Below are 21,286 nucleotides of genomic sequence, written 5' to 3'. Positions count from 1 at the left end.
CGTACAGCCAGCCAGGTTGCCTGCCGATCGGCGGACCGCTAGACAAGTGGTCTAACGAGAATGGACAGACCCCTGGTGAACCCGATGGCGGGTCACGGAAAGTGTGTGAACGTCATCGGTACGGTTCCGTGGTCGGCGAGGAGGTCCAGCGATGCCCAACGCGGCACCCGGCAAGATCGCCGAGATCCGGGCTCGGCTGTTGGACCTGATCGACCAACAGCCGGAGGGCACCATCCTGCCGTCCGAGCGGGAGCTGGCGGCCCGCTGGCAAGTGGCCCGGATGACCCTGCGCCGGGCGATGGACGAGCTCGTCCTGCAGGACCTGCTGGTACGCCGGCAGGGCAGCGGCACCTTCACGTCTCGCCCGAAGATCAGTCGCCGACTGGCGATGACCTCCTTCTCCGAGGAGATGTCCCGGCGCGGGATGCGGCCGGCCAGCCGTACGCTCGAACTGCGCCGACACCGCGCCGACCGGGCCCGCAGCCGGCAGTTGCGGATCCCCATCGGCGACCCGGTGGTGGAGTTCGTCCGGCTGCGGCTCGCGGACGACCTGCCGATGGCCGTGGAGCGTACGACCGTGCCGGAGCGGTATGTGCCGGGGCTGACCGCCGACGACCTGGACGGGTCCTGGTACGAGCTGCTGGCCAGCCGCTATGGCGTGGAAATCGCCAGTGGCACCTGCCACCTGGAGCCGGCGATGCCCGATCCGAAGACCGCCGACCGGCTACAGATCCCGGTCACCCAGCCCTGCCTCGCGATCCGCGGGATGAGCCTGGACATCCGTGGCCGGGTGATGGAGAGCTGCGTCTCGATGTATCGGGGCGATCGCGCTACTCGATCACCGCGGAGCTGCGCCCGCCGCGCCCGTCGGTGCCTCGCGGAGCCCTCGGCTGAGCTCTTTTCCTTACACTGCACCAACGTTCCGTGGAGGCGTAACGATGTCCGCAGGTGCTCGATGATGGCAGCGCCGCGCTGGGTGGCCATCGACGGCGGCCAGTCGGGCCTGCGGCTGGTCGCCGGGCCGGAGCCGGCCAGCGGCGCTGGTCCGGGGTTCAGCTACCGCGGCGGCGATCCGGTGGGTGCCGTCGCCCGGGCCGTACGGGCAGCCGCCGCCGATGCCGGGCTGACCGGCCCGGTGGACGTTGCTTGCCTTGGCCTGACCGGAAATCCCACCGATCCTGACGACTCCCAGCGGCTGGCCGCGGCGGTGGGCGGGGCGTTGGACGCCACCGAGGTGCGGCTCTGCGAGGACATGGTGACCGCCCACGCGGGCGCGCTGCCCTCGCGGCAGGGAGTCGTGGTGGCAGCTGGCAGCGGGGTGGTGTGCCTGGGCGTCGGCGCGGATGCGGCGATCCACAAAGTCGACGGCGGTGGGTATCTTTTCGGTGACGTGGGCAGCGGCTTCGCGATCGGCCGGGCCGGTGTGCGAGCGGTGCTGGCCGCTCGGGACGGTCGCGGCAGGCCGACCACGCTGACCGCTCGGGCCGAGAATTTCTATGGCGGGGTAAGGAATCTCGCGGTCAGGCTGGCCAGCTCCGACGCCCTGGTGGCCGAGGTGGCCGGCTTCGCGATCGACGTTTTCGCCGCCGCCGCCCATGACCCGGTCGCCGCGGCCATCGTCGCGGACGCTGCCGCCGGCCTCGCGCACAGCATCGTGGTGACCGTTCGGCGATTGTCGCGTACCGAACCGGTCACTGTCGCCTACACCGGATCCCTCTTCCAGGCCGGTGAGATCTTCCTCGGGCCGATCCGTAGCCGGCTGGCCGAGGTGGTGCCCACGGCCACCTTCGTACCAGCCGCCGGAACCCCTTTGGACGGCGCGAAACTCCTCGCGCAAGGCTCCCTCGGGCCGTACGCGCGACTGGTCCGGGTTTATCGGCCCGAACCGCTGCCCATCGTGTCCACTATGGACAGCCTGCCGTTTCCGGCCGGTTCGCTGGTGGTCTCTTGTCAGGCCTGGTACGGAAATCCTCTGCACGGGCCGGAGTCGATGGCGCTGATGGCCGCCGCGGCCGCCGCTGGTGGTGCCTTGGGCGTACGAGCGAACGGGCCGTCCGACGTGGCCGCCATCCGGTCCACTGTGGACTTGCCGATCATCGGGATAAACAAGCTCGGCGACCCCGGCGGGGTTTACATCACCCCGACCGTGGCGGCGGCGGCCGAAGTGGTGCGGGCCGGCGCCAGCATGGTCGCGATTGACGGCACCGACCGTCCGCGACCCGACGGCAGCACCCTCGCCGATCAGATTTCCGGGATCCATAACGAACTTGGCGTCCAGGTGATGGCCGATGTGGACTCGCTGGCGGCCGGCATCGCGGCCCGGCAGGCCGGCGCCGACCTGATCGCCACCACCCTGTCCGGCTACACCGGCGGCCCGGTGCCGGACGACCCGGACGTGGAACTGGTGGCCGCACTCGTGGACCGGCTGGACTGCCCGGTGTTGGCCGAAGGACGATACTGGACACCGGATCAGGTGCGAGCCGCGATCACGGCCGGCGCGTACGCGGTGATCGTCGGCACCGCGGTGACCAACCCGATGGCCATCACCACTCGACTTTTGAAGGCGATGCAATGATTTCCGTTGGGCATGGGGTGGTGTCGCTGGACGTGCCGCTGGGCACCCCGATGGGCGGATATATGCCGCCCGGGTAGGCCCCAGCACCGGCACCTTGGACGGGCTGGAAATGCACGCGGTCAGCATGAGCGCCGCAGGGCGCCGATTTCTCTGGCTGGTTGGCGACTTGCCCGCCATCAACACCGATCTCGCCGACGCGATCACTGCCCGGCTTTCGTCCGCCTCCCCCGAATTGGTGTGGGTCGGTGCCACCCACACCCACTCCGGGCCGGACACCGGCTGCCACGCTGGCGGCGGCACCACCCCGCCCCCGCTTTGTTGACTCAGCTGACAAACGCGGCACAGGAAGCCGCCGCTGCTGCGGTACGTGCCGAGGTGCCGGGTTTCCTGACTGTCCATAGTGGAGAGTTGGAGGCGGTGGCCGGACAGCGCAGCGGTCCCGCGCCGCTGGGCACCGTCCCGATCACCGCGCTCGCTTTCCGTTCCCCTGCCGGAGATTTGCTCGGCATGATCGCGATCCTGCCGATCCATCCGACGATCCTTGGAGCCGACAACCAACTGGTCAGCGCGGACCTCGCGGGCGCGGTCCGGCAGGGCCTCATCGACGTGCCCTGGACCATGGTCGCCACCGGCGCCGCCGGCGACATCAGTACGCGCCCGCATCGCCGCGAGCAGACGCCGACCGAGCTGGCCCGGCTCGGCACCCTAGCGGCCGCGCAACTGATGGCGCTGCTGGAAAATCCCGGGTCCGCGGTGGACGGTGCTGGGTTGGCCGGCGCTCGTACGCTCGGATTCGGGCTGCCGGCTCGTACGAACGAAGGCGCTCCCGCACTCGCCGGCATTCGGTCACGACTGGCCGCGGCTCAGGCCACTGGTGACCCAGTGGCCGTACGGGAAGCTGAAACCGCCTTGCAGGGCGCCGAACTGTCCGCCGTTTCGCGCCCTGCCGATCCACGGCTCACCGTCAGCGCCATCCAGGTCGGCTCGCTGCGCCTGGTGGCCTTCGGCGCCGAGCCGTACTTGGACCTGCAGGCCCAGGTCATCGCCGGCGCACCGGACGTCAGCGCCCTTGTCGGCTACACGCACGGATATCTTGGCTACCTGCCAACGAAAGCCGCCTACGACACCGACGTCTACGAAGTAAACATTTCTCCGGTGGCAGCCGGCGCTGGTGAACTCGCGGTCGCTGAGGGCATCCGCCTTTCCTCGACTTTGGCGTCACAGTTCCGTAGTTGACGCCACCATCACCCGGCCGGGTAGGCCTGGAGTTCGTAGAACGAGTAGCCCCATTGCAGGGCGCGTTTTGCCCCCTGCATACGGAGGTAGCTGGCGTTGACCGGATCGAAGCGGACTGTCTCCACCCCGCCACTGCCGTGCGATTGGTCGGCGACCGTTGTCCAGGTCGTACCGTCGGACGAGACCTGGAGTTTGTACGCCGAAGCGTAAGACGCCTCCCACTGAATGACCACTTTGGACAGTGGGTACGAGCCGGCCAGCTTGACTGTCCACCAGGCGTTGTCGTCATAGCAGGACGACCACCGGGTCTGCGGGTCGCCATCGTTTCCGAAAGGTGCGCCGAACCGGCTCGGATCATCGATCTCCACGCACGACGCGGTGGCCGATGCGCCCGCTGAGGCCAAAGCCACGTTGGTGCCGAGCGTGTGCGGATAAATGTGCAGCGGCACCTGGAAAATACGACCGGCGAGCGTCACCGTAAGCTGCTTCGCACCGGTTGGCGCGGACGCGGAAACGGTGACAGCCAACGGAATCTGGGTCTGGTCTCCCCTGCGTACGGACACGTCGACCGACGCGGGGGACGGTCACACTCGCTGGGGCAGTGACCTGCAGCCGGCCGCGGACCGCGGCCAACGCCGTACTCGCCACCGTGAGGGTCGCGGACACCTGAGCGCCCGCGTCGGCCACCAGTGCGGCCGGGTCGACCGTCAGCGCTGCTGGTACGCCGGACGGCACCGGAACGACCTCGGCCACTGCCGGTGCTGTGGAGTTTTCCAGCCACCGCAGCCGTACGGCGTCGACGCTGAGTCCCTTGACCGGGAGTTCGGCGTAGCCGCTGGAAATCCGGCCGATCGGCTGCCACTGGCCGGACGTACGCACGTCAACCTCGGCCGCCGTTCGCCGGCCGGCCGGCACCGCCACCAGGGACCGCGGACAGCGGCGCGGCACTCGCCGCGCTGATGACCAACGCGTCGCCCGAAACCGGCGCGGCGGCTGCCACATAAGAAGTGTCGAGGTTCCGGTCGGTCACGTTTGTCAACGACGATCCCGATGCTGCGGCCGGGCCACCAGTCACCGACCAAGAAGCGGTGCTGCTGAGCCCAAACCAGCGATCGTTCGTCGCCAACGCGTCCCGTACGAACGCGTCTGCGACCGTGTTGGCGACCTTCACATGCGTGGTTCCGTCAATAGGATCGACCTGATGTGCGGCCGCTGCCACCAAAGCCGGGATCTGCTGCCGGTCAGCCCAGGCCCGCGCCCCGTCTCCGGACCGCTGCGCTCGCAGCATGTCCAGCGACAGTTTCATCGCCTGGCCCCACGATGTCATCGCGTCCAGCCATGGGCCGGTCTCGGTCGCGAAAGCCGGTTCAAGACCGGCCCGCAGGATCGTCGGCGCTTGCGCGAAGTCCCGTACCTGCTGCTGGAAAACCGCGATTCCGTGCTGGTCATCGTGTTGCCACGCCGACCAGAAAGCGCTGACCGCGGCCGCCAACCGCGGTGCCTCCACCGGATCGATGGTTTGCATCCAGTTCTCGGCATCGGCGTACCAGCGCAACGCGTCGACGACCCGCTGGTTTCCGTGCGCGTACTCGTATGCGCCGGCCAGCCAGGACACCCGCGGGTCGAAACCGGTGTCGTTCCAGGCGAAGTCGGCGACCCCGAACAGGTCGACCTTACTCGCGGCGGCCTGGTTCATCGGGTTCGCCACGATGCCGACCTGGGCACTCGCGACGCCGTCCTGCCGGCCAAGATAGGGCGACATCGGCGTACGGCCACGCATGTAGTCGTTGACCGGATAGTTGTCCCACAGCAGCATGTCGTGCCCGAACACCTGCTCGGCGGTTTTGGTCTGCGCCACCGTGATCGTGGTCGGGATCACCGCGGTGCCGGTCCACATGACGATCACGTTCTTGTCCAGCTGCTCACGCAAAGCCGTCTTGTATGGCGAATCCGTGATCGAGTAGTACTCGGTGGCGACCGTCTCCAGCCGGCGGACATCGCTGTGTTTGGCGATGAAATCCTGGTTGATCCGGTTCAGCAGGTACGACTGCGCCGCGCCGGCCGCGGCACCTCCGGTGCCGAATTTCGTGGCGTCCGCGGGACAGTTCCAGTTGGTGTAGCTGATGTCGTCCAGCGGAATGTCGAAGGCCCGGACACCAATCGCGTACACCTGCTCGAACTTCGCGATCAGGGTGGCGATGTCCGTCTCGGACGAATAGCAGACCGACAGGCCCGGCGAGAGCGCATACGTCAGCCGGACATGGTTGGCATTGGCCCGATCCACCAGCTCTTTCAGATCGGCGAGCTTGTCCGCCGGGTAGAGGTCACGCCACCTCTCGCGCAGGTACGGGTCGTCTTTCGGGGAGTATTCGTAGGTGTTCATCTTGTGCTGGCCGTAAAAATCGAGCTGGTCCAGCCGGGAGGCGTGCGACAGGGAGTGCCGTAAAAACCCTCGATGGTGCCGCGCACCTGCGCGGCGGGCCAGTCGCGTACGTGCACCACCGGCAGCAGCCGGGACCGCGCGGCCGCGCTGAGCAGCTGGCGGAAAGACTGCACCACCGCATAGAAAGTGCCGGTCGGGTCGACCCCGGCGAGCGCGACCAACTGGCGGCCGTGGCTGCTCCCGGTGGCCAGCACATAGCCCTCCGCGGGCAAACCTTCGGTGTTGCCGGCCGACAAAGTCGCCAACACGTCGGCGGTCGCCGGATTTTCCGTTGCACCACCGAGATAGACGGTCAGCGGCCCGGACTCCGGCCGGTCGGTGACCTGCACCCGTACGCCGGCGCCTTGCAGTGCCACTGTCAACGCGGTCAACGCAGCGGGATCGGTGGCCGCACCGCGTACGACGGTGACCGTCGGTGGCAACACAACGGCGCCCCGTGACACCGAAATCTGGTGTGGCCTGGGATAAATCGAGGGCGCCGGTGCGGCCGCTTCAGCCGGTGCGTACGACACGGCCACCGCCGTGGCGGCGCCCAACATAACGGTGACGGCAGCTCTTCCCCATCGCACGTACGCCTCCGAACCGGTGCGGCAGCCGTCGGCTCACGGCTCCACCGGTCGGATCCGCGCGCCGAACCGCGCCCACAGTTCCTCGTTGTGGGCGTCGCCTTCGGGCACGTTGTTGGAAACCATGACCGGTGGACGGATGCCGCGCTCCAGCAGCCGGCCGCACACCTGCGTGACGACCAACTGCACGATCAGAGCGCCGGCAACCGTGGACATCGGCCCGGTCGCAGCACCGTCCGGCAGCGGCACCGAAGCATCTCCGTAGCGCCCGCAATTGTCAATAACCACATCGGCGACCTCGAAGAGCCGCAACCCGCTTGGATGCCGCGAAGTGATCCGCCGACTGTGCTCCAACGACGTGATCGCGACGATCTTGTGACCGCGGGCGCGGGCCAACTGGGCCATTTCCACGATGACGCCGTTTGCCGCCGGACTGCGAGGCGATCACGAAGACATCGCGCGGATCCACTTCAGCGAGCCGCAAAATCCGCTCCGCGAGGCCGGGATCGCGTTCACAGAGCGGATCCAGGATCTCCTTCGGGTCAGTGTCACCGAACAGCACCAGATCCTTGACCGCGAGCATGTTGACGGGCAGCAGGCCGCCGGCCCGGCCGGTGAATTCCTGCGCGAGTGACCGGGAGTGGCCAGTGCCAAAAGCCTGCACCACAGCCCCGTCGGCGATGGCCGCCGCGATCAGCTCGGCGGCCTCGGTGACCGGCCCACCCTGGGTCTCGATGATCCGGTCGACCACCGCCCTGGCCTGCTCGGCCGCCGCCGTCCACCGCACCGTCGGATAGGTCACATCGCCTCCATGTCGCCGTCACCTCGGCCTGACGCTAGGAGCCAGGCCGGCCGATGAGAAGGGGAACCGCCACTTGCCGGAGACCAGTGCGCTCCGTCGCCGCGTCACACGCTGCGCGTACCGCGTCCGAACGCCACCACTGGTCTACAGGACGCTCGAACGGGCGGACCTTTGCCCTATTGAGCATCAAACCGGCGCGAAATTGCCATCGACCCTGGCCCACCTGATGCAAGTCATTTGCAGATACCAGATAATGGGGGAAGAAGACTGAGGACGTAAAGAAAGGCTGGCCATGGCCGCTCCCACCGCTGCCGCGGTTCGCACTCGCCGGTTCAGCCTCTCGCCTGGCGAGTGGCGCAGCGCCGGCGGCATGGTGACCATGATCGCCGTCCTGCACCTCCTGGGCTGGGGCACTCTCGTCCTGCTGGTCATTCCGGCCGGGTACAAGGTCGGCAGCGGCATTTTCGGCATCGCGCTCGGTGTCACCGCGTACACGCTGGGCATGCGACACGCGTTCGACGCCGACCACATCGCCGCGATCGACAACACCACGCGAAAACTAATGGCCGACGGCAAACGGCCGATGTCGGTCGGATTCTGGTTCTCACTCGGCCATTCCAGCATCGTGTTCCTGCTGTGCGTTCTGCTGGCGCTCGGCATTCACGTGGCCGGCCAACTGGGTGATGACAGTTCCACCCTGCACCAGGTCACCAGCCTGATCGGCACGCTGGTTTCGGGCGTTTTCCTGATGATCCTGGGCATCATCAACCTGGTGATCCTGGTCGGGATCGTCAAGGTGTTCCAGCGGATGCGGCACGGCGACTACGACGAAGCCGAATTGGAGCACCACCTCAACAACCGCGGCTTCATGAACCGGATTCTGCGCGGGGTCACCAAAGCCGTCACCAAACCGTGGCAGATGTATCCGGTGGGCCTGCTGTTCGGCCTCGGTTTCGACACCGCCACCGAAATCGGCCTGCTGGTGCTGGCCGGCGGCGCGGCCGCTTCGTCACTGCCTTGGTACGCGATCCTGACCCTGCCGGTACTTTTCGCCGCCGGCATGTCACTGCTGGACACCATCGACGGATCCTTCATGAATTTCGCGTACGGATGGGCTTCGCCAAGCCGGTCCGCAAGGTCTACTACAACATCACCATCACCGGGCTGTCCGTGCTGGTCGCGGTGGTGATCGGCGGCGTCGAGCTGATCGGCCTACTGGCGGACAAACTCGGCATAGACTCCGGCCCGCTGGGCTGGATCGCCGGCCTGGACCTGAATTACGTGGGATTCGTCATCGTCGGGTTGTTCGTCCTCACCTGGATCGTCGCGCTCGCGGTCTGGCGGTTCGCCCGAATAGAGGACCGCTGGTCATCGGCTCCAGTGCCCGGGTCGGCTGACTGAGCCCGGAAGTCTCGTACGAGCGTCGCCGCGCGCCGCGTTGACCTGAGACTGGGTAAGGAAAATGCTGCCAGTGAGGTCGGCCCCGCGCAGGTCTGCGTCCCGCACGTCGGCGCCGATCAGATCAGCCAACCGCAGGTCCGCCGCACCAAGATCGGCGCCGATCAAGTAGGCACCGCGCAGATTCGCGCCGCGCAAGTCGGCATTCCTCAGCCGTGCGCGCGATCAGGTCCGCTCCGCTACGGTCTTTTTTCTTACGCCCGGCGTTAGCTCGTACGAGTTCACTGGTCTTCACCAACAACACGTTGACACCCTGCCGGTGTTCGGCCACGTCGAATTTCATGAGGACATCGGCGTTTTCGTGAGTCAGTCGCTCGGTTTCGTCGTACCCGCGAACGATCTCGTCTCGCAGCGAGCGCGCGCCGGCTCCAGCTCCCGGGCCTCGGCCAAATACCAGAGCAGTTCGTGTAACTGGCGCATCACCGGAAGCAAGGCGAACATGTGACCGGCGGTCTCCGGCGCCTGTCGCCAATCCTTACCACCGAAAGTCTCCTGGGAGATTTTCTGGCCAGCACCAAAACAGTCATAGACCGTACAACCGGCAAACCCGCGCGGTCGCAGGTCTTGGTGAATGCCGCAGCGAAAGTCATCGGCCAGGTTCGGACAAGGTTCGCCGGCGCGTTTGTCTATCCCGAAGTCCGCCGACTTCGCGAACGTCAGCGCGACACAGCACAGGCCGAAACAGCTGGCGCAGTCGGCGCGCAGCTCAGACTTCTCGGGCAATGGTTCACTCTCCTGCCCATGCCGGCGGGCTGGCACAAGTCCATCCTGGTCGCCCCTTCCACCCGCCGCGACACACAGTGCCATCATAGGCCTTTCAGATATGTGTTTCATGTCACATACATGAACGACCTGGCCGATGGTCATGGAGGCGCCGGTGTACACGCAGAACCTGAATCCGACCGGTTCGCTGACGTTGTCTGCTTTGCTCGCTTCGCTGCCGTTGTTGGCATTGCTGATCGCGCTCGGCGTTTTCAAGTGGCGCGCCCATTGGGCTGGTACGGCGGCGCTGCTGATCTCGCTGGTGGTCGCCATCGCCGTTTATCACATGCCGATTGGACAGACCCTGAACGCGGGCGTTTTCGGTGCCGCGCTGAGCATTCTCGCGCGTTCTGTGGATCACCTTCAACGCGATCTGGATCTACAACTTGACCGTACGAACCGGGCATTTCGCGGTGCTGCGGCGGGCTTTCGCGGCTATCAGTGACGATCGGCGGATCCAGGCGATCGTCATCGCGTTCTCGTTCGGCGCATTGCTGGAATCGCTGGCCGGCGGTGGCTCGCCGATCGCGATCTGTGCCGTCATGCTGATCGCGATCGGCTTCCACCCGCTCAAAGCCGCCACCGTAGCACTTGTCGCGAACACCGCTCCGGTGGCGTTCGGCGGCCTGGGCAACCCGATCACCATCATGGGCCAGGTCACCGAGCTGTCCGCCGGCTCCTTCGGTGCCATGGCCGGCCGCCAAGTCGCCATTCTCGCGGTTTTCGTGCCCTTCGTCCTGGTCGGCATCGTGGACGGCTGGAAGGGCGTACGCGAGGTGTGGCCGGCCGCGCTCACCTGCGGGCTGTCCTTCGGGATCGCGCAGTTCGCGTTTTCCAACTTCGTCAACTACAAACTCTGCGACATCTTCGCCTCGCTGGTGTCCGCGCTCGCCGTCATCCTGCTGAACCGGGTATGGAAGCCGCGGCCAGCCGTCGTCGCGGTGCCGGTGATCGCCGGTGGCGCCGCCGACGACCCGACTTTCACCCGGCGAGTGGGCGACCCCGGCGGCGACTCCCGCAAGGATGTGGTGCTGGCTTTCGCGCCCTACGCGGTGGTTGTGGTGCTTTTCTCCCCTCGCCCAGGTGCCGGCCATCGCGACCGTCCTCAACGCACCGACCATCACTTTCAGCTGGCCGGGCCTGAGCATCCTTTCGCAGGCGGGAAAAGCGGTCTCAGTGGCGTACAAGCTGAACTGGCTGTCCGCCACCGGCACCCTCCTTTTCCTGTCCGGCGTGATCACCGCGCTGCTGCTCGGCGTGAAACCGTTGGCGGCCCTCAAAACGTACGGGCAGACGCTCCGGCAGTTCGGCTGGGCGATCGTGACGATCTTGCTCGTTTTCGCGCTGTCGTACGTGATGAACCTGTCCGGCCAGATCTCCACGCTCGGCCTCTGGCTCGCCGGCGCCGGCGTGTTCTTCGCCTTCCTCTCGCCGCTGGTCGGTTGGTTCGGCGTCGCGGTCACCGGTACGGACGCCGGCTCGAACGCGCTTTTCGGGAAACTGCAGGTGACCGCGGCCCAACAGCTGCACGCCAGCCCGATCCTGTTCGGCGCCGCGAACACCTCCGGCGGCGTGATGGCGAAGATGATCTCGCCGCAGAACCTGGCGATCGGTACCGCCGCGGTCGGCGAAGTCGGCGCCGAAGGCGTGCTGTTCCGTCGAGTTTTCGGCTGGAGCGCGCTCTTTCTGCTGGCGATGTGCGTGATCGTCTTCCTGCAGTCCACCCCGGTCCTGGGCTGGATGCGGGTGGGCTAACGCAACTCCTCCATCACCGCGGCGAAATCCTTCATCGAGGTTTCCAGGACGGTGAAATGCGAGATGCCGGTGTCCGCTCGGATCTCGCGCAGCCGGTCCGCGATTTCCTTGACCGTACCGATCTGCAGAATCGGTGTGGTCGTCAAGCAAGTCCGCGTCGGTTCGATCGGGGCTCATCATCCGCGCCCGCTCCAGGGTGGCCTTCGGGTTGTCCGTGACCGCGACCCGCTGGATTAACAGGTTGAACTCGACGTCGTCGGCGCGCTCTCCGGCCGCCGTACGGGTGAAAGCCGCCCGCTCGACGAGCGTCGCGGTGTCGCCGGCGACGAGGGAACCGGCCTTGGCCACCCCAGTGAAACCGATGATTTCGGCGTGCTTCGCGGCCAGCCGCAACACCCGGTCCCCGGCGCCGCCGATCAACAGCGGCGGTCGCGGTGCCTGGACTGGTCGTGGCTGATGGTCAGGGTCGGCCAGAATCCGGTCCAGCTCAAGGATCGTGTGCTCCAGCCGGTCCACCCGCTGGCCGCCGCTTTCGAAGGGCAGCCCGGCGGTGTCGAACTCCGCTTTCACATATCCGGTGCCCAGGCCAAGATCCAGCCGGCCACCGGTGAGCTGGTCGAGGCCGGCGACCTCACGGGCCAGCAGCGTGGGGTTGTAAAAAGCCACGTTCAAAACGAAAGGCGCCACCCGCGGCCGCTCGGTCGCCTCTGCCGCCAGCAAAAGACTGGTAAAGGGCGCCGGCATGCCGAGGTGATCGGGCACCATGATCACGTCGTAGCCAGCTGATTCGGCCGTACGCGCCTTGCCTACCCACTCATCGCGGCCGCAGGCCGCCAGCAGATTGACGGAAAAACGAAAAGGTCGGCTCACCTAGGGCGTGTCTCCTAATTCCAGGTGGATGAGGGTCGAGATCCAAGCGCCGGCTGGGGTTAGGAGACACACCCTAATATCCCTTCGGACCGGAAGTTACCTCCTGGACCTTACGTCGGGCCCGCGGTGTCCCGGATTCGACGCAGGACGAGCGCGAGTTGCAGCCGAGCACGGCCGGCCGGGGTGTCCACGCGAAAACCCAGCACGGACTCGGCAAGCGCGAGCCGCGCGGCCACCGTGCTGTGGTGCCGAAACACGGCGGCCGCCGCCTTGCGAACCGAGTCCGTTGCCTCCACCGCGATCAGGATATCCAGGGTTTCCGCGCCGCTCGCGCCCCTTGCGAGCTGGTCCAGAGCTGTCACATCGGCCACCGTCGCGATGTCCGCGGCAGTGAGCCTTTCGGCTAGCAGCGCGAAACCGCCGAGCTCGGCGGCTCGTACGACCGGCTGTACTGCCGTGCCCAAACGCACCGCCGTACGCGCGGACCGCCAGGCCCGCGGCGCCTCGATGGCCGGCGTCCGCTCGGCGATTCCGACGATCGTCCCGGCCGGCGGCCGGATGTGCGGTTCAGTGTCTGGGAAAAGCCAACTCACCAGAGCCGCCCGCTGCTGCCCGAGATCAGCCGTCCGTACGCCGGCGGGTCGGCCGCCGAGCGCGGCAACCACCTCGTCGAACCCGGACGTCGTCGAACTTCGCACCGCCAGCACGAAAACCGGTGTGGTCGGCGCGAGCCCAAGCAACTGCAGTGCCCGCGAGCGCTCAGCGATGCCAGCGCTGTCAGACAAAGCCAGCTCCACCAGCGCCGGATCGCCCAGCTCGGGCGCCGGCACCCGGGAGTGGTCGAGCAGCGCGGCCGCGGTGATCGCGAAACGCTCCAGCACCATCGCGCGTCCAGCGGCAACGGATCGCTGGCCCGCTCCAGCCAGATCGTCATCCCACCAGCGAACTTGCGGCGGATGGCCGACGCCGGCACCTTGCCGGCCGTGCTGAGCCGGCCGCTGGGGTCCGCTCGTACGAACAAACCGCCGTCCACCCGTACGCCCGCGGGGCACTCCGCGAGCCGCGCGGCATTGCGTACCAGCGTGTCCACATCGGTCGGCCCGGTGATCATCTGGTCGAAGAAGCCGATCACTCGCAGCGCGTTTCTCCGCGTCGGCGTCCAAGGCGGACAGCCGCAGGATCAACCCTTCCATAGGCCGGACCCTACGCCGTGAACCCGCCAGTTGGCTCGCGGATGGCCGCGATGCCCGCCAGCTGGCGGCTGCTTTCCGGTAGCGGAAGGGACCATCCTTGCTTTAGATAGCCGAGAAGGAGGACACCATGACGTATGCATTTGATCCGGAGTTGCGGCCCTGGGTGGAGATGCTGCCCAAGATCGACATAGCCAACCTCGACCTCGCCGCTCTGCGCTCGGGCGGCATCCCGCAGCTGTTCACCCAGCACACGTACGAGCCGACGCAGCCGCTGGAGATCCGGAACCTGACGATCCCGGGCCCGGACGGTGGCCCGGACGTGCCGGTACGGGTGTACGCGCCGGCCGAGCACGGCGGCGACCTGCCGGGCCTGGTCTACATCCACGGCGGCGGCTTCATCCTGGGCAGCCTCGACCAGGTCGATCCGCTGGGCCAGCGACTCGCGGACCAGCTGTCCATGGTCGTGGTGTCGGTCGACTACCGGCTGGCTCCGGAAAACCGGTTCCCGGCCGGCCTGGAAGACTGCTACGCGGCCCTGCTGTGGACCGCCGCCAAGGCCGCTGACCTGGGCATAGACCCGACCCGGCTGGGAGTCGGCGGCGACAGCGCCGGCGGTGGCCTCGCGGCGGCGACCGCGCTGCTCGCGCGGGACCGCGGCGGCCCGGCGATCAAGGCGCAGATCCTCGGCGTACCGGAACTGGACGACCGGCTCACGACGCCGTCGATGGTCGCTTACACCGACACTCCTCTGTGGAACCGCCCGAACGCGACCGCGAGCTGGCGCTTCTACCTTCCTGAAGAGGTCGAGCCGGGCGGCGACGCGGTGTCCGAATACGCGCGCGCCCGCCCGCGCCAAGGATCTTTCCGGGCTGCCTCCGGCTTACGTCAGCGTCTGCGAATTCGATCCGCTGCGCGACGAAGGCATGATTTACGCGCAACGGCTCGTACAAGCCGGGGTCGCCACCGAGCTGCATCTCTACCCGGGCACTTTCCACGGCTCCGGGATGATCGTCGACGCCACGATCAGCAAGCGGATGGCCGCCGACACCATCGAGTATTACCGCCGCGCACTCTGAATATGAATCAAGGTGGGACGATCGGCGGCCAGGGCGTTCGTGATGTCCTCGGTGAGGTCGCCGGCCGTCATCGCGTGGCACCCCAAAGACTGGCCTAGCGCAACGAAATCGGGATGGCCGAGGTCGACCGCGTGGACCGGGTCGCCACGCTCGGCCATCTCGTTGCGTATCTCGCCATAGCCGCCGTTGTCCACTATCAGTACGGGCAAGGGCAACCCCAGCTGGGCGGCGGTGGCGAGTTCCGCGACGGTGAACATCAGGCCACCGTCGCCTTCCAGGGCCACCACTGGAGTGTCCGGCTCGGCCAGCTTCGCGCCAATCGCGGCTGGCAGGCCGTAGCCGAGGGTTCCCAGCCCAGTGGGGAAAAGAAAGCACCCGGGCCGATAGCCGGGCAGGTTCGACAGTGCGCCGTAATAGCTGACCATCGCATTGTCGGCGGCGACCACGCCGTCCCGCCCAAGGGCCGCCGCCAGGCTGTCCACAATGGACCTCCATGGGGCGCCTTCGATGGCGGCCTGCGCACTGACCCGTTCCCGCCACTGCGCTGGCCGCTGCGTCGATTCCCTTGCTGGCAAAGCCAAAGCCAGCTCGGTCAACGCCTGCCGGGCATCGCCAACGATCGCCAGGTCCGGCTCGGCGTTCGTCAGCAACTGCGCCGGGTCGATATCCACTCGTACGAGCTTGCCACGAAACTCCAGGCCACCGGCGAAAAGATCGGAAGGCGCCAACTCGGTGCCGATCGCCAGCAGCACATCGCATTCGGCGACAAAGTCGAAAACCGCGCGATGGTGCAGGCCGGCGCCGAGCGACAGCGGATGATCAGCCGGCAGGATTCCCTTGCCGTTGGTGCTCGCGATCACCGGCGCGCCCAGCGACTCGGCCACCCTCGCCAATTCCGCGGCCGCGGCTCGTACGCCCCCGCCGGCGATGATGCCCGGAAACTGAGCGTCAGCCAGCATGTGCGCGGCCTCGGAGATCGCCGCGCGGGTCCGCGATCGCGGTGGCCACCCGGATGGGCGCCGGCAGCCGTACGCTCGCGACCCGGTCGAGAAGATCCAGCGGCACATCGATATGCCGAGGTCGCGGCCGGCCCGTACGCATATCGGCGAAAGCCTGCGCCACCGCGCCGCGACCGGGATCTCCTGGACGCTGTGCACCCGATGGCTGCCGGCGGTGACCGCGTCCATCGCGGCCCGCTGATCCTTGACCTCATGCAACAGCCCGTTTCCGCGGCCGGGATGGTCGACCGGCACCGCTGGCGAAAGGAAAAGCACCGGCACCGAGTCCGAATAGGACTGTGCGGCGGCGGTCGCCGCGTTGAGGATCGCCGGACCGGTGGTCGTCACTACCACGCCCGGCCGGCCGCTCACCCTGGCATAGCCGTCAGCGGCATAGCCGGCACCCTGCTCGTGCCGGGTCAGCACATGCCGGATGCCGTACTGCTGGAAATACGGGTAGATCGGCAGGCTGTGAGTGCCGGGAATCCCGAAAACGGTGTCCACGCCGTGGGTGGCCAACCCGGCCACCAGGGCCTCGCCGCCGGTCATTTGTCTGCTCACGACGGGAATCGTACGGCGATCCGGTCCAGATTTTGCGCGGCCAGCGCCAGCGCGGCGGCGCGTGGTGTGCCAGGCCGGGCCAGCGTGGCCGCGACGAGAGCGCGCATCCGCTGCCGGATCTTGCCAAAGGCGGATTCCGCGGTCGGCTCGATGTCTCCGAACAAAGTCCACCACCACCAGGCGTTTGTGGCTGAATTCGCGAGAAAATCCGGGATGATGGTGACCCCGCGAGCGGCCAGCGACCGCTCCGCGGCGGCGGTCACCGGCAGGTTCGCCGCCTCGACGATCACCTGGGCCGCGACCCGATCGCAGTTCGTTTCGTCCACGCAATAGGAAACGGCCGCAGGCACCAGCACCTCGGCCGGCACCGCGAGCCAATCGTCCAGCGGCAGCGTGGTGTCCCCGGGACGCAGTCCCATCCGGTCGATGCCGCCAAGCGGATCGCGGTGCCGCAACAGGTTTTCCACGTCCAGGCCGGCCGGATTCGCCACCACGCCGTGCCGGTCGGCGATGCCCACCACGAGAACTCCGGCAGCGGCCAGATATCGCGCGGTGGCCCCACCCATCGACCCGAAACCCTGCACCACCCGCCCGTACCGGCCCGTCTTTTGCTGGCAGCGCAGCCAAAAAGTCGCTTCGGCCACGCCGTACCCGCCAACGAGTTCATCCAGCGGCACGCCGTCGACCTTCACCCCGAACGCCGCCGCGAGCCGGTCGCGAGCTTGCTTTTCGTTGTCCAGCAACGGATAGACCGCCTGGATCGAACTACCCATGCCCATCTCGCCGAGCACGTCGTCGATGGTGTCCTGGCGTAGCCCGAAATCCTCGCCCATCGTCCAATGCCGCTCGATCAGCGCCCGCATCGCGGTGAGATAACGACCCAGAATCTCACGGGCGTTGCGATCGTACGGGTCGAAGTCGATGCCCCCTTTGGCGCCACCGAGCGGCACGTACCGGCCCGTCGAGTCGTAATGCAGCGCTTCTTTCAACGTCATGCCGGCGGCCAGCCCACGCACCTCGTCGAGCGTGCAGCCCGCGCGCATCCGCAGCCCACCGCTGGAAACTCCGCGCACCAACCGGTCGATGACCAGGAAACCGGTCGTACCGGTCACTGGATCGACCCAGGTGACCTCCAGATACGCGGCCATGGACACCTCTCGCTACTGACTGATTGATTAGTCAGTATCGAGAGTATGGGCCGATCCGTCAAGGACTCCTAAATGCCCAGCTCGGCCTTGAGGCAGTCCTGCAGCCAACTGGTCACCTCGCGCCGGGTGATCGCGCCGGGACGGGCCACCAACTGCACCGCGAGGCCGTCCAGCAGCGAGGTCAGCCGCCATGCGGCGGCCCGCGGATCGGCGCAGCGGAACTCCCCGCTGGCCACCCCCTCGACGATCAGGTCGGCCACCGTCTCCCGCCACCGCAGGTCCAGCCGCTGCGCCACGTCACCCAGAATCGGGTCACGCAGGCCGGCCGCGATAGCTTCGATCCACAGCGTCCAACCGGCCGCGTCGCCGGTCGGACCGTACTGCCGCAGCACCGCCCGGAGCCGTTTTTCGGCGCCACCACTGGTCTTCTTGAGGGTCCGATCCAGGGCCGCGAGATCTTGCTCAGCGGCCGCCGCGAAAGCCTGGGCGACCAGGTTCTCGATGGTGCCGAAGTGGTAGAAAATAAGTGCCGTACTCACGCCCAGCGCCTTGGCGATCTCGGCCGCTCTGGTGCCCGCGATGCCGCGCTCGCGCACCTGGTCCAGCGTCGCGGCAAGGATCTCGTCCCGCCGGACCGCCACCGCTTTCCGCTCCCGTTCCACCTCCGGAACAGTACCGGCGACCTTGACAACCGGCGACCCTGCCCACACAGTGACTCCAACAGTTTACTGATCGAGTAGTCAGTACGAGGTGTGGCGATGTCGACGAGCCCAACCCTGAGCGCAATGGGACAACCAGCGCAAAAACCTGCGCAAGACCTTTCGGCGCTTCGATGTGCTGGCCTTCCTGGTGTGCACGATGGTCGGCCTGGACACCATTGGTTCGGTCGCCGCACACGGCCCGCAGGGCTTGGTGTGGATGGTGATCCTCGCCGCGGTTTTCCTGCTGCCGTACGGAATGCTGGTGTCCGAGCTGAGCACCGCGATCCCGGTCGAGGGCGGGCCGTACGTGTGGACCAAGCTCGCCTTCGGCAAGTTCGTGGCGGCGATCAACCAGGTCATGTACTGGTTTTCCAACCCGGTCTGGGTGGGCGGCACGCTGTGCATTCTCGCGGTGACCACTTTCCAGACGTTTTTCTTCCCGCTGCCCGGATTCTGGGGTTACCTGGGCGGTCTGGTCTTCATTTGGGCGACCGTGCTGGGCGTGCTGGCCGCCCTCAACATCGGCAAATGGATCCCCACCGCCGGCGCGTTCGTACGCATCCTGATGCTCGGCTTCTTTGTTGTCACTGCGATTGTCTACGGCGTACAACACGGCATCCAGCCATTGACCGGCAGCGCTTTCGCGCCCAGCTATCTCGGATTCATCGCGCTCGTACCGGTGCTGATCTTCAACTACGTCGGCTTCGAACTCCCCAGCAACGCGGCAGAGGAGATGACCAACCCGCAGCGGGACATCCCCTTCGCCGTGCTGCGCACCGGCTTTGGCGCGTTCATCTTGTACGGCGGACCGATCCTGTGCATTCTGCTGGTGCTGCCGGCCAAACAAATCAACGGGCTAGGTGGATTCCTGGACGCGGTGAAGGCGGTTTTCACCGTCTACGGCGGAAGTGTCCACTCCGACGGCACGGTTGAGTTGTCCGGCGCCGGCGCGGTGTTCGCCGGCATCTGCGCTGCCGGCTTCATCATTGGCCTGCTCACCAGTGGCGTCACCTGGTCGATGGGCGGCGATCGGGCCCAGGCGGTGGCCTGCACGGACGGCGCCGGCCCGGCCTGGCTGGGAAAAATCTCACCGCGATTCGGCACGCCGGTCCGCATCAACGTGCTGTCCGGCATCCTGTCGACGATTATGATGGTGTTGGCGCGCGTACTCACCTCCGGCGACGGTCAGAAATACTTCTCCGCCGCCCTCGGCCTCGCGATCTCGACGACTTTCTTCACGTACATCGCGATGTTCCCGGCACTGACCGTGCTGCGCCGCAAACTGCCCGACCTCCCCCGGCCGTACCAGGTGCCCGGCGGCCGCATCGGCGCGTGGGTGGTTTCGTCGGTCACCGGACTGATCGTGCTGTTCACCGTGGTTGTCTTGCTGTGGCCCGGTTTCGGCGTCGGCTGGTTCGGCACGTCCGGCAGTCCGGACGACTCGCTGCCGGCGAGTTTCGCTGGGCAGCGGCTCGGTTACACTCTCAGCCAGGTGCTGCCCTTGCTCGCCATCATCCTGGTGGGCGTGATCTTCTTCGTGGTCGGCTCGTACCAGCTGCGCAAAGCCGACCGCGAACCCGACCTGATTTCGTAGGATCGTGGCCTAAACTCGCACTTCGCGAAAGTCCAGGCCGAGGAGATCGGCCACCGCGGCCAGTTCGGCGGCGCGGTGGCCGGTGCCCAGCGACCAGTGGTGGTCAACACCGGAAGCGCTCCAGGAATCAGTCCATTCTCCTGGATCGCAGCCGAAATCCACCCGTGAGGTGGTGTTGCCGATCCTCAGCAGCGGGCCAGGCACCACCGTGCCCTCGGAGGCGACCATCAGGTAACTGCCGTCTTTCGCCTGCCCGAGGCCGAAAGCTGTCACCGGCCCCTGCCGTACGTCGAATTCCACCGAGACACCCCAGCCACGTTTTCCGTGATAGACACCCAGCCCGCGCAGCAGCGGGCGGCGACCACTGATGGCCAGGTGAGCCGGGCCATCGTGGCCCATTTCCACGACGTTGTCGAGGAAGTTCAGCGCCTGCAGCTCGGTGAACGACCCACCGGCGCCGAGGCGGTCCATGATCAGCATGGCCAGCGCGAATTCCGCAGTTCGTACTCGCCAGCTGCCGGGACTCCGCGCGCGGTCAGCAGCGATGCGCCCAAAATCAGGCCGGCGCCCAGGCGCTCATGCTGCTCGCCGGCCAAACCTCGGTGATAGTAGGCCAACGAATCCAGACCGAAATCCTCGACCAGCCGGTCGAGGCCGACCGAGACCCGAGCGCCCCAAGCGAAATCGGTCTCATCGACGGTGTCATCGAGGTCGAAAACCGAACGCGCCAAGTCCATTCGGGCGACCGCTTCGGCATCTGACACTTTCTCGACCCGTACTCGAAGGTCATCCAGTTCCAACACCTCGACATGTCCGCCAAGCTGCGCGGAAACCGAGGTGAGGTCGGTGGAGACATCCAGCATGCCAGGGTAAAGATGGCCCATCAGCCCATGCCGGGCGTGCCGGAGCGCGCCACGCACAGCCGCTGCCCGTACCCCCCGACCGATCCGGGTCCACGCCCGCTCGTCCTCCAGAAAGCCCGACACACACTCCGAAAGTCGATGCCGGCCCGGCGAAAGGTGTTGGCCATTTCCGGCAACGGACAAGAGCCGCAGTAGGCCAGCCAGGCGCCGGTATCGAAGGTGTCGTGGTCCATCTTTTCGGTTGGTTGCAGGTTGATCAGCAGCACCGGCGCACCGCTTCGCTGCGCTACCGGAGCAAGCATCGACGCCGTCATGTACGTCGTCAGAAAACCGACAATCAGGTCACACCCGGCGACCCGCAGCCGCTCGGCCGCCGCCGCGCCTTCGTACGGATCGGAGATGAATCCGACATCGACCACCTCGAAGTCGTCCTCGCCCAGCGCCCGCAGTCGTTCTCCCACTCGCGTCGCTGAGCGCTGAAGCTGGGGAAGCAGATCGGGAAACTGTGGCCAGTACGCGCCGAGGCCGCCGGCCACCAGGCCAATTTTGGCCTTGCGTGGCCGCACCCGCGGCAGTGTCTCAGGCACTGAAGTCATCCAAACCTCCGCGAATCCGGGCCCTCGGGTGAAACCTTTCAGCAGCACGCTAGGGTGCGCGTACAGCCTCGTCAAGGCGCTCTCCGCAC

24 protein-coding genes and 4 pseudogenes are annotated in these 21,286 nt (G+C 66.9%); 10 read left to right on the top strand and 18 right to left on the bottom strand.

From position 1 onward, the window contains the following. The first annotated feature begins 151 nt into the window (after positions 1–151). The 3 genes from GNX96_RS06625 (at position 152) to GNX96_RS06615 (ending at position 3,811) form a co-directional block, all read left to right on the top strand. Positions 152–2,575, top strand: coding sequence for a putative N-acetylmannosamine-6-phosphate 2-epimerase (locus tag GNX96_RS06625; protein ID WP_163567394.1), 2,424 nt, complete (start codon positions 152–154; stop codon positions 2,573–2,575). Between the two features lie 109 nt (positions 2,576–2,684). Then, the gene (locus tag GNX96_RS06620; protein ID WP_163567393.1) at positions 2,685–2,897 is read left to right on the top strand and encodes a hypothetical protein; all 213 of its coding nucleotides are present in this window, start codon (positions 2,685–2,687) and stop codon (positions 2,895–2,897) included. Next, positions 2,894–3,811 (top strand): hypothetical protein, encoded by a 918-nt coding sequence (locus GNX96_RS06615; protein WP_163567392.1) that lies wholly within the window; start codon positions 2,894–2,896, stop codon positions 3,809–3,811. The genes GNX96_RS06620 and GNX96_RS06615 overlap by 4 nt, the downstream gene beginning before the upstream one ends. Before the next feature lie 8 nt (positions 3,812–3,819). Here GNX96_RS06615 and GNX96_RS06610 read toward each other — a convergent pair whose 3' ends face one another. From GNX96_RS06610 to GNX96_RS49475, 6 genes are all read right to left on the bottom strand, one after another. After that, positions 3,820–4,179, bottom strand: coding sequence for a discoidin domain-containing protein (locus GNX96_RS06610; RefSeq protein WP_163567391.1), 360 nt, complete (start codon positions 4,177–4,179; stop codon positions 3,820–3,822). Further along, positions 4,166–4,732 carry a hypothetical protein gene (locus tag GNX96_RS49495; protein ID WP_279579573.1) on the bottom strand — a complete coding sequence of 189 codons (567 nt, stop codon included), beginning with the start codon at positions 4,730–4,732 and terminating at the stop codon, positions 4,166–4,168. The genes GNX96_RS06610 and GNX96_RS49495 overlap by 14 nt, the downstream gene beginning before the upstream one ends. Then, positions 4,692–6,227 (bottom strand): protein O-GlcNAcase, encoded by a 1,536-nt coding sequence (locus GNX96_RS49490; RefSeq protein WP_279579598.1) that lies wholly within the window; start codon positions 6,225–6,227, stop codon positions 4,692–4,694. Before GNX96_RS49490 ends, GNX96_RS49495 begins: the two co-directional genes overlap by 41 nt. After that, a complete protein-coding gene (locus GNX96_RS49485) occupies positions 6,191–6,793 on the bottom strand; it encodes a glycoside hydrolase family 20 zincin-like fold domain-containing protein (RefSeq protein ID WP_279579572.1) in 603 nt (200 codons plus the stop codon). Before GNX96_RS49485 ends, GNX96_RS49490 begins: the two co-directional genes overlap by 37 nt. A gap of 63 nt (positions 6,794–6,856) precedes the next feature. Continuing rightward, positions 6,857–7,216: a sugar isomerase domain-containing protein gene (locus tag GNX96_RS49480; protein ID WP_279579571.1), complete on the bottom strand. Its 360-nt coding sequence runs from the start codon at positions 7,214–7,216 to the stop codon at positions 6,857–6,859. Then, on the bottom strand, positions 7,098–7,622 hold the full coding sequence (locus GNX96_RS49475; RefSeq protein ID WP_279579570.1) for an SIS domain-containing protein: 525 nt from the start codon (positions 7,620–7,622) through the stop codon (positions 7,098–7,100). Before GNX96_RS49475 ends, GNX96_RS49480 begins: the two co-directional genes overlap by 119 nt. Before the next feature lie 292 nt (positions 7,623–7,914). Between GNX96_RS49475 and GNX96_RS06595 the strand changes: the two are divergent. Then, positions 7,915–9,023: pseudogene (locus tag GNX96_RS06595) on the top strand (HoxN/HupN/NixA family nickel/cobalt transporter). On the opposite strand, the gene GNX96_RS60910 reads toward GNX96_RS06595, so the two are convergent. Together GNX96_RS60910 and GNX96_RS60905 are read right to left on the bottom strand one after the other, a co-directional pair. Then, a complete protein-coding gene (locus tag GNX96_RS60910) occupies positions 8,991–9,233 on the bottom strand; it encodes a pentapeptide repeat-containing protein (protein WP_313885599.1) in 243 nt (80 codons plus the stop codon). The pseudogene GNX96_RS06595 and the gene GNX96_RS60910 overlap by 33 nt on opposite strands. 153 nt (positions 9,234–9,386) lie before the next feature. Continuing rightward, the gene (locus GNX96_RS60905) at positions 9,387–9,803 is read right to left on the bottom strand and encodes a hypothetical protein (RefSeq protein ID WP_313885590.1); all 417 of its coding nucleotides are present in this window, start codon (positions 9,801–9,803) and stop codon (positions 9,387–9,389) included. A gap of 142 nt (positions 9,804–9,945) precedes the next feature. Here GNX96_RS60905 and GNX96_RS49470 point away from each other — a divergent pair, with 142 nt between their 5' ends. Together GNX96_RS49470 and GNX96_RS49465 are read left to right on the top strand one after the other, a co-directional pair. After that, positions 9,946–10,287 (top strand): L-lactate permease, encoded by a 342-nt coding sequence (locus GNX96_RS49470; protein ID WP_279579569.1) that lies wholly within the window; start codon positions 9,946–9,948, stop codon positions 10,285–10,287. Continuing rightward, positions 10,229–10,717, top strand: a pseudogene (locus GNX96_RS49465) (L-lactate permease); the annotation flags it as partial. The gene GNX96_RS49470 and the pseudogene GNX96_RS49465, both read left to right, overlap by 59 nt. Here GNX96_RS49465 and GNX96_RS49460 read toward each other — a convergent pair. Then, positions 10,690–10,827, bottom strand: a complete 138-nt coding sequence (locus GNX96_RS49460; protein WP_279579568.1) for a hypothetical protein — start codon at positions 10,825–10,827, stop codon at positions 10,690–10,692. The pseudogene GNX96_RS49465 and the gene GNX96_RS49460 overlap by 28 nt on opposite strands. 98 nt (positions 10,828–10,925) lie before the next feature. Here GNX96_RS49460 and GNX96_RS49455 point away from each other — a divergent pair, with 98 nt between their 5' ends. Continuing rightward, on the top strand, positions 10,926–11,597 hold the full coding sequence (locus GNX96_RS49455) for an L-lactate permease (RefSeq protein ID WP_279579567.1): 672 nt from the start codon (positions 10,926–10,928) through the stop codon (positions 11,595–11,597). Here GNX96_RS49455 and GNX96_RS49450 read toward each other — a convergent pair. From GNX96_RS49450 to GNX96_RS06575, 3 genes and pseudogenes are all read right to left on the bottom strand, one after another. Continuing rightward, positions 11,594–11,743 (bottom strand): hypothetical protein, encoded by a 150-nt coding sequence (locus tag GNX96_RS49450; RefSeq protein ID WP_279579566.1) that lies wholly within the window; start codon positions 11,741–11,743, stop codon positions 11,594–11,596. The two genes, GNX96_RS49455 and GNX96_RS49450, sit on opposite strands and share 4 nt — an antisense overlap. Beyond that, a pseudogene (locus GNX96_RS06580) lies at positions 11,733–12,467 on the bottom strand (TIGR03621 family F420-dependent LLM class oxidoreductase); the annotation flags it as partial. The gene GNX96_RS49450 and the pseudogene GNX96_RS06580, both read right to left, overlap by 11 nt. Positions 12,468–12,577: 110 nt before the next feature. Continuing rightward, positions 12,578–13,660 (bottom strand): helix-turn-helix domain-containing protein, encoded by a 1,083-nt coding sequence (locus GNX96_RS06575; RefSeq protein WP_279579565.1) that lies wholly within the window; start codon positions 13,658–13,660, stop codon positions 12,578–12,580. Positions 13,661–13,787: 127 nt separating this feature from the next. On the opposite strand from GNX96_RS06575, the pseudogene GNX96_RS49445 reads away from it, so the two are divergent. Beyond that, positions 13,788–14,402: pseudogene (locus tag GNX96_RS49445) on the top strand (alpha/beta hydrolase); the annotation flags it as partial. 52 nt (positions 14,403–14,454) lie between these two features. Then, the gene (locus tag GNX96_RS49440; RefSeq protein WP_279579597.1) at positions 14,455–14,736 is read left to right on the top strand and encodes an alpha/beta hydrolase fold domain-containing protein; all 282 of its coding nucleotides are present in this window, start codon (positions 14,455–14,457) and stop codon (positions 14,734–14,736) included. Here GNX96_RS49440 and GNX96_RS06565 read toward each other — a convergent pair. The 3 genes from GNX96_RS06565 to GNX96_RS06555 form a co-directional block, all read right to left on the bottom strand. Further along, a complete protein-coding gene (locus GNX96_RS06565; RefSeq protein ID WP_279579564.1) occupies positions 14,718–16,295 on the bottom strand; it encodes a thiamine pyrophosphate-binding protein in 1,578 nt (525 codons plus the stop codon). The genes GNX96_RS49440 and GNX96_RS06565 overlap by 19 nt on opposite strands. Beyond that, positions 16,292–17,443, bottom strand: coding sequence for a Glu/Leu/Phe/Val dehydrogenase dimerization domain-containing protein (locus GNX96_RS06560; protein WP_163567390.1), 1,152 nt, complete (start codon positions 17,441–17,443; stop codon positions 16,292–16,294). The genes GNX96_RS06565 and GNX96_RS06560 overlap by 4 nt, the downstream gene beginning before the upstream one ends. Before the next feature lie 68 nt (positions 17,444–17,511). Beyond that, positions 17,512–18,105, bottom strand: coding sequence for a TetR/AcrR family transcriptional regulator (locus GNX96_RS06555; RefSeq protein WP_279579563.1), 594 nt, complete (start codon positions 18,103–18,105; stop codon positions 17,512–17,514). A 172-nt stretch (positions 18,106–18,277) separates the two neighbouring features. Here GNX96_RS06555 and GNX96_RS06550 point away from each other — a divergent pair, with 172 nt between their 5' ends. Further along, positions 18,278–19,738 (top strand): APC family permease, encoded by a 1,461-nt coding sequence (locus GNX96_RS06550; protein ID WP_279579562.1) that lies wholly within the window; start codon positions 18,278–18,280, stop codon positions 19,736–19,738. Between the two features lie 9 nt (positions 19,739–19,747). Here GNX96_RS06550 and GNX96_RS49435 read toward each other — a convergent pair whose 3' ends face one another. The 3 genes from GNX96_RS49435 to GNX96_RS49425 are packed head-to-tail and all read right to left on the bottom strand — an operon-like array spanning position 19,748 to position 21,197. Next, a complete protein-coding gene (locus GNX96_RS49435) occupies positions 19,748–20,209 on the bottom strand; it encodes a hypothetical protein (protein ID WP_279579561.1) in 462 nt (153 codons plus the stop codon). Between the two features lie 2 nt (positions 20,210–20,211). Continuing rightward, positions 20,212–20,622 carry a hypothetical protein gene (locus tag GNX96_RS49430; RefSeq protein WP_279579560.1) on the bottom strand — a complete coding sequence of 137 codons (411 nt, stop codon included), beginning with the start codon at positions 20,620–20,622 and terminating at the stop codon, positions 20,212–20,214. Beyond that, positions 20,622–21,197, bottom strand: a complete 576-nt coding sequence (locus GNX96_RS49425) for a hypothetical protein (RefSeq protein WP_279579559.1) — start codon at positions 21,195–21,197, stop codon at positions 20,622–20,624. Before GNX96_RS49425 ends, GNX96_RS49430 begins: the two co-directional genes overlap by 1 nt. Positions 21,198–21,286: the final 89 nt, after the last annotated feature.

Origin of the sequence: Fodinicola feengrottensis (assembly GCF_010993775.1) — a bacterium.
Lineage (GTDB): Bacteria > Actinomycetota > Actinomycetes > Mycobacteriales > HKI-0501 > Fodinicola > Fodinicola feengrottensis.
Note: the sequence above shows the minus strand (reverse complement) of the source record. Positions and strands in the feature narration are given on the sequence as shown.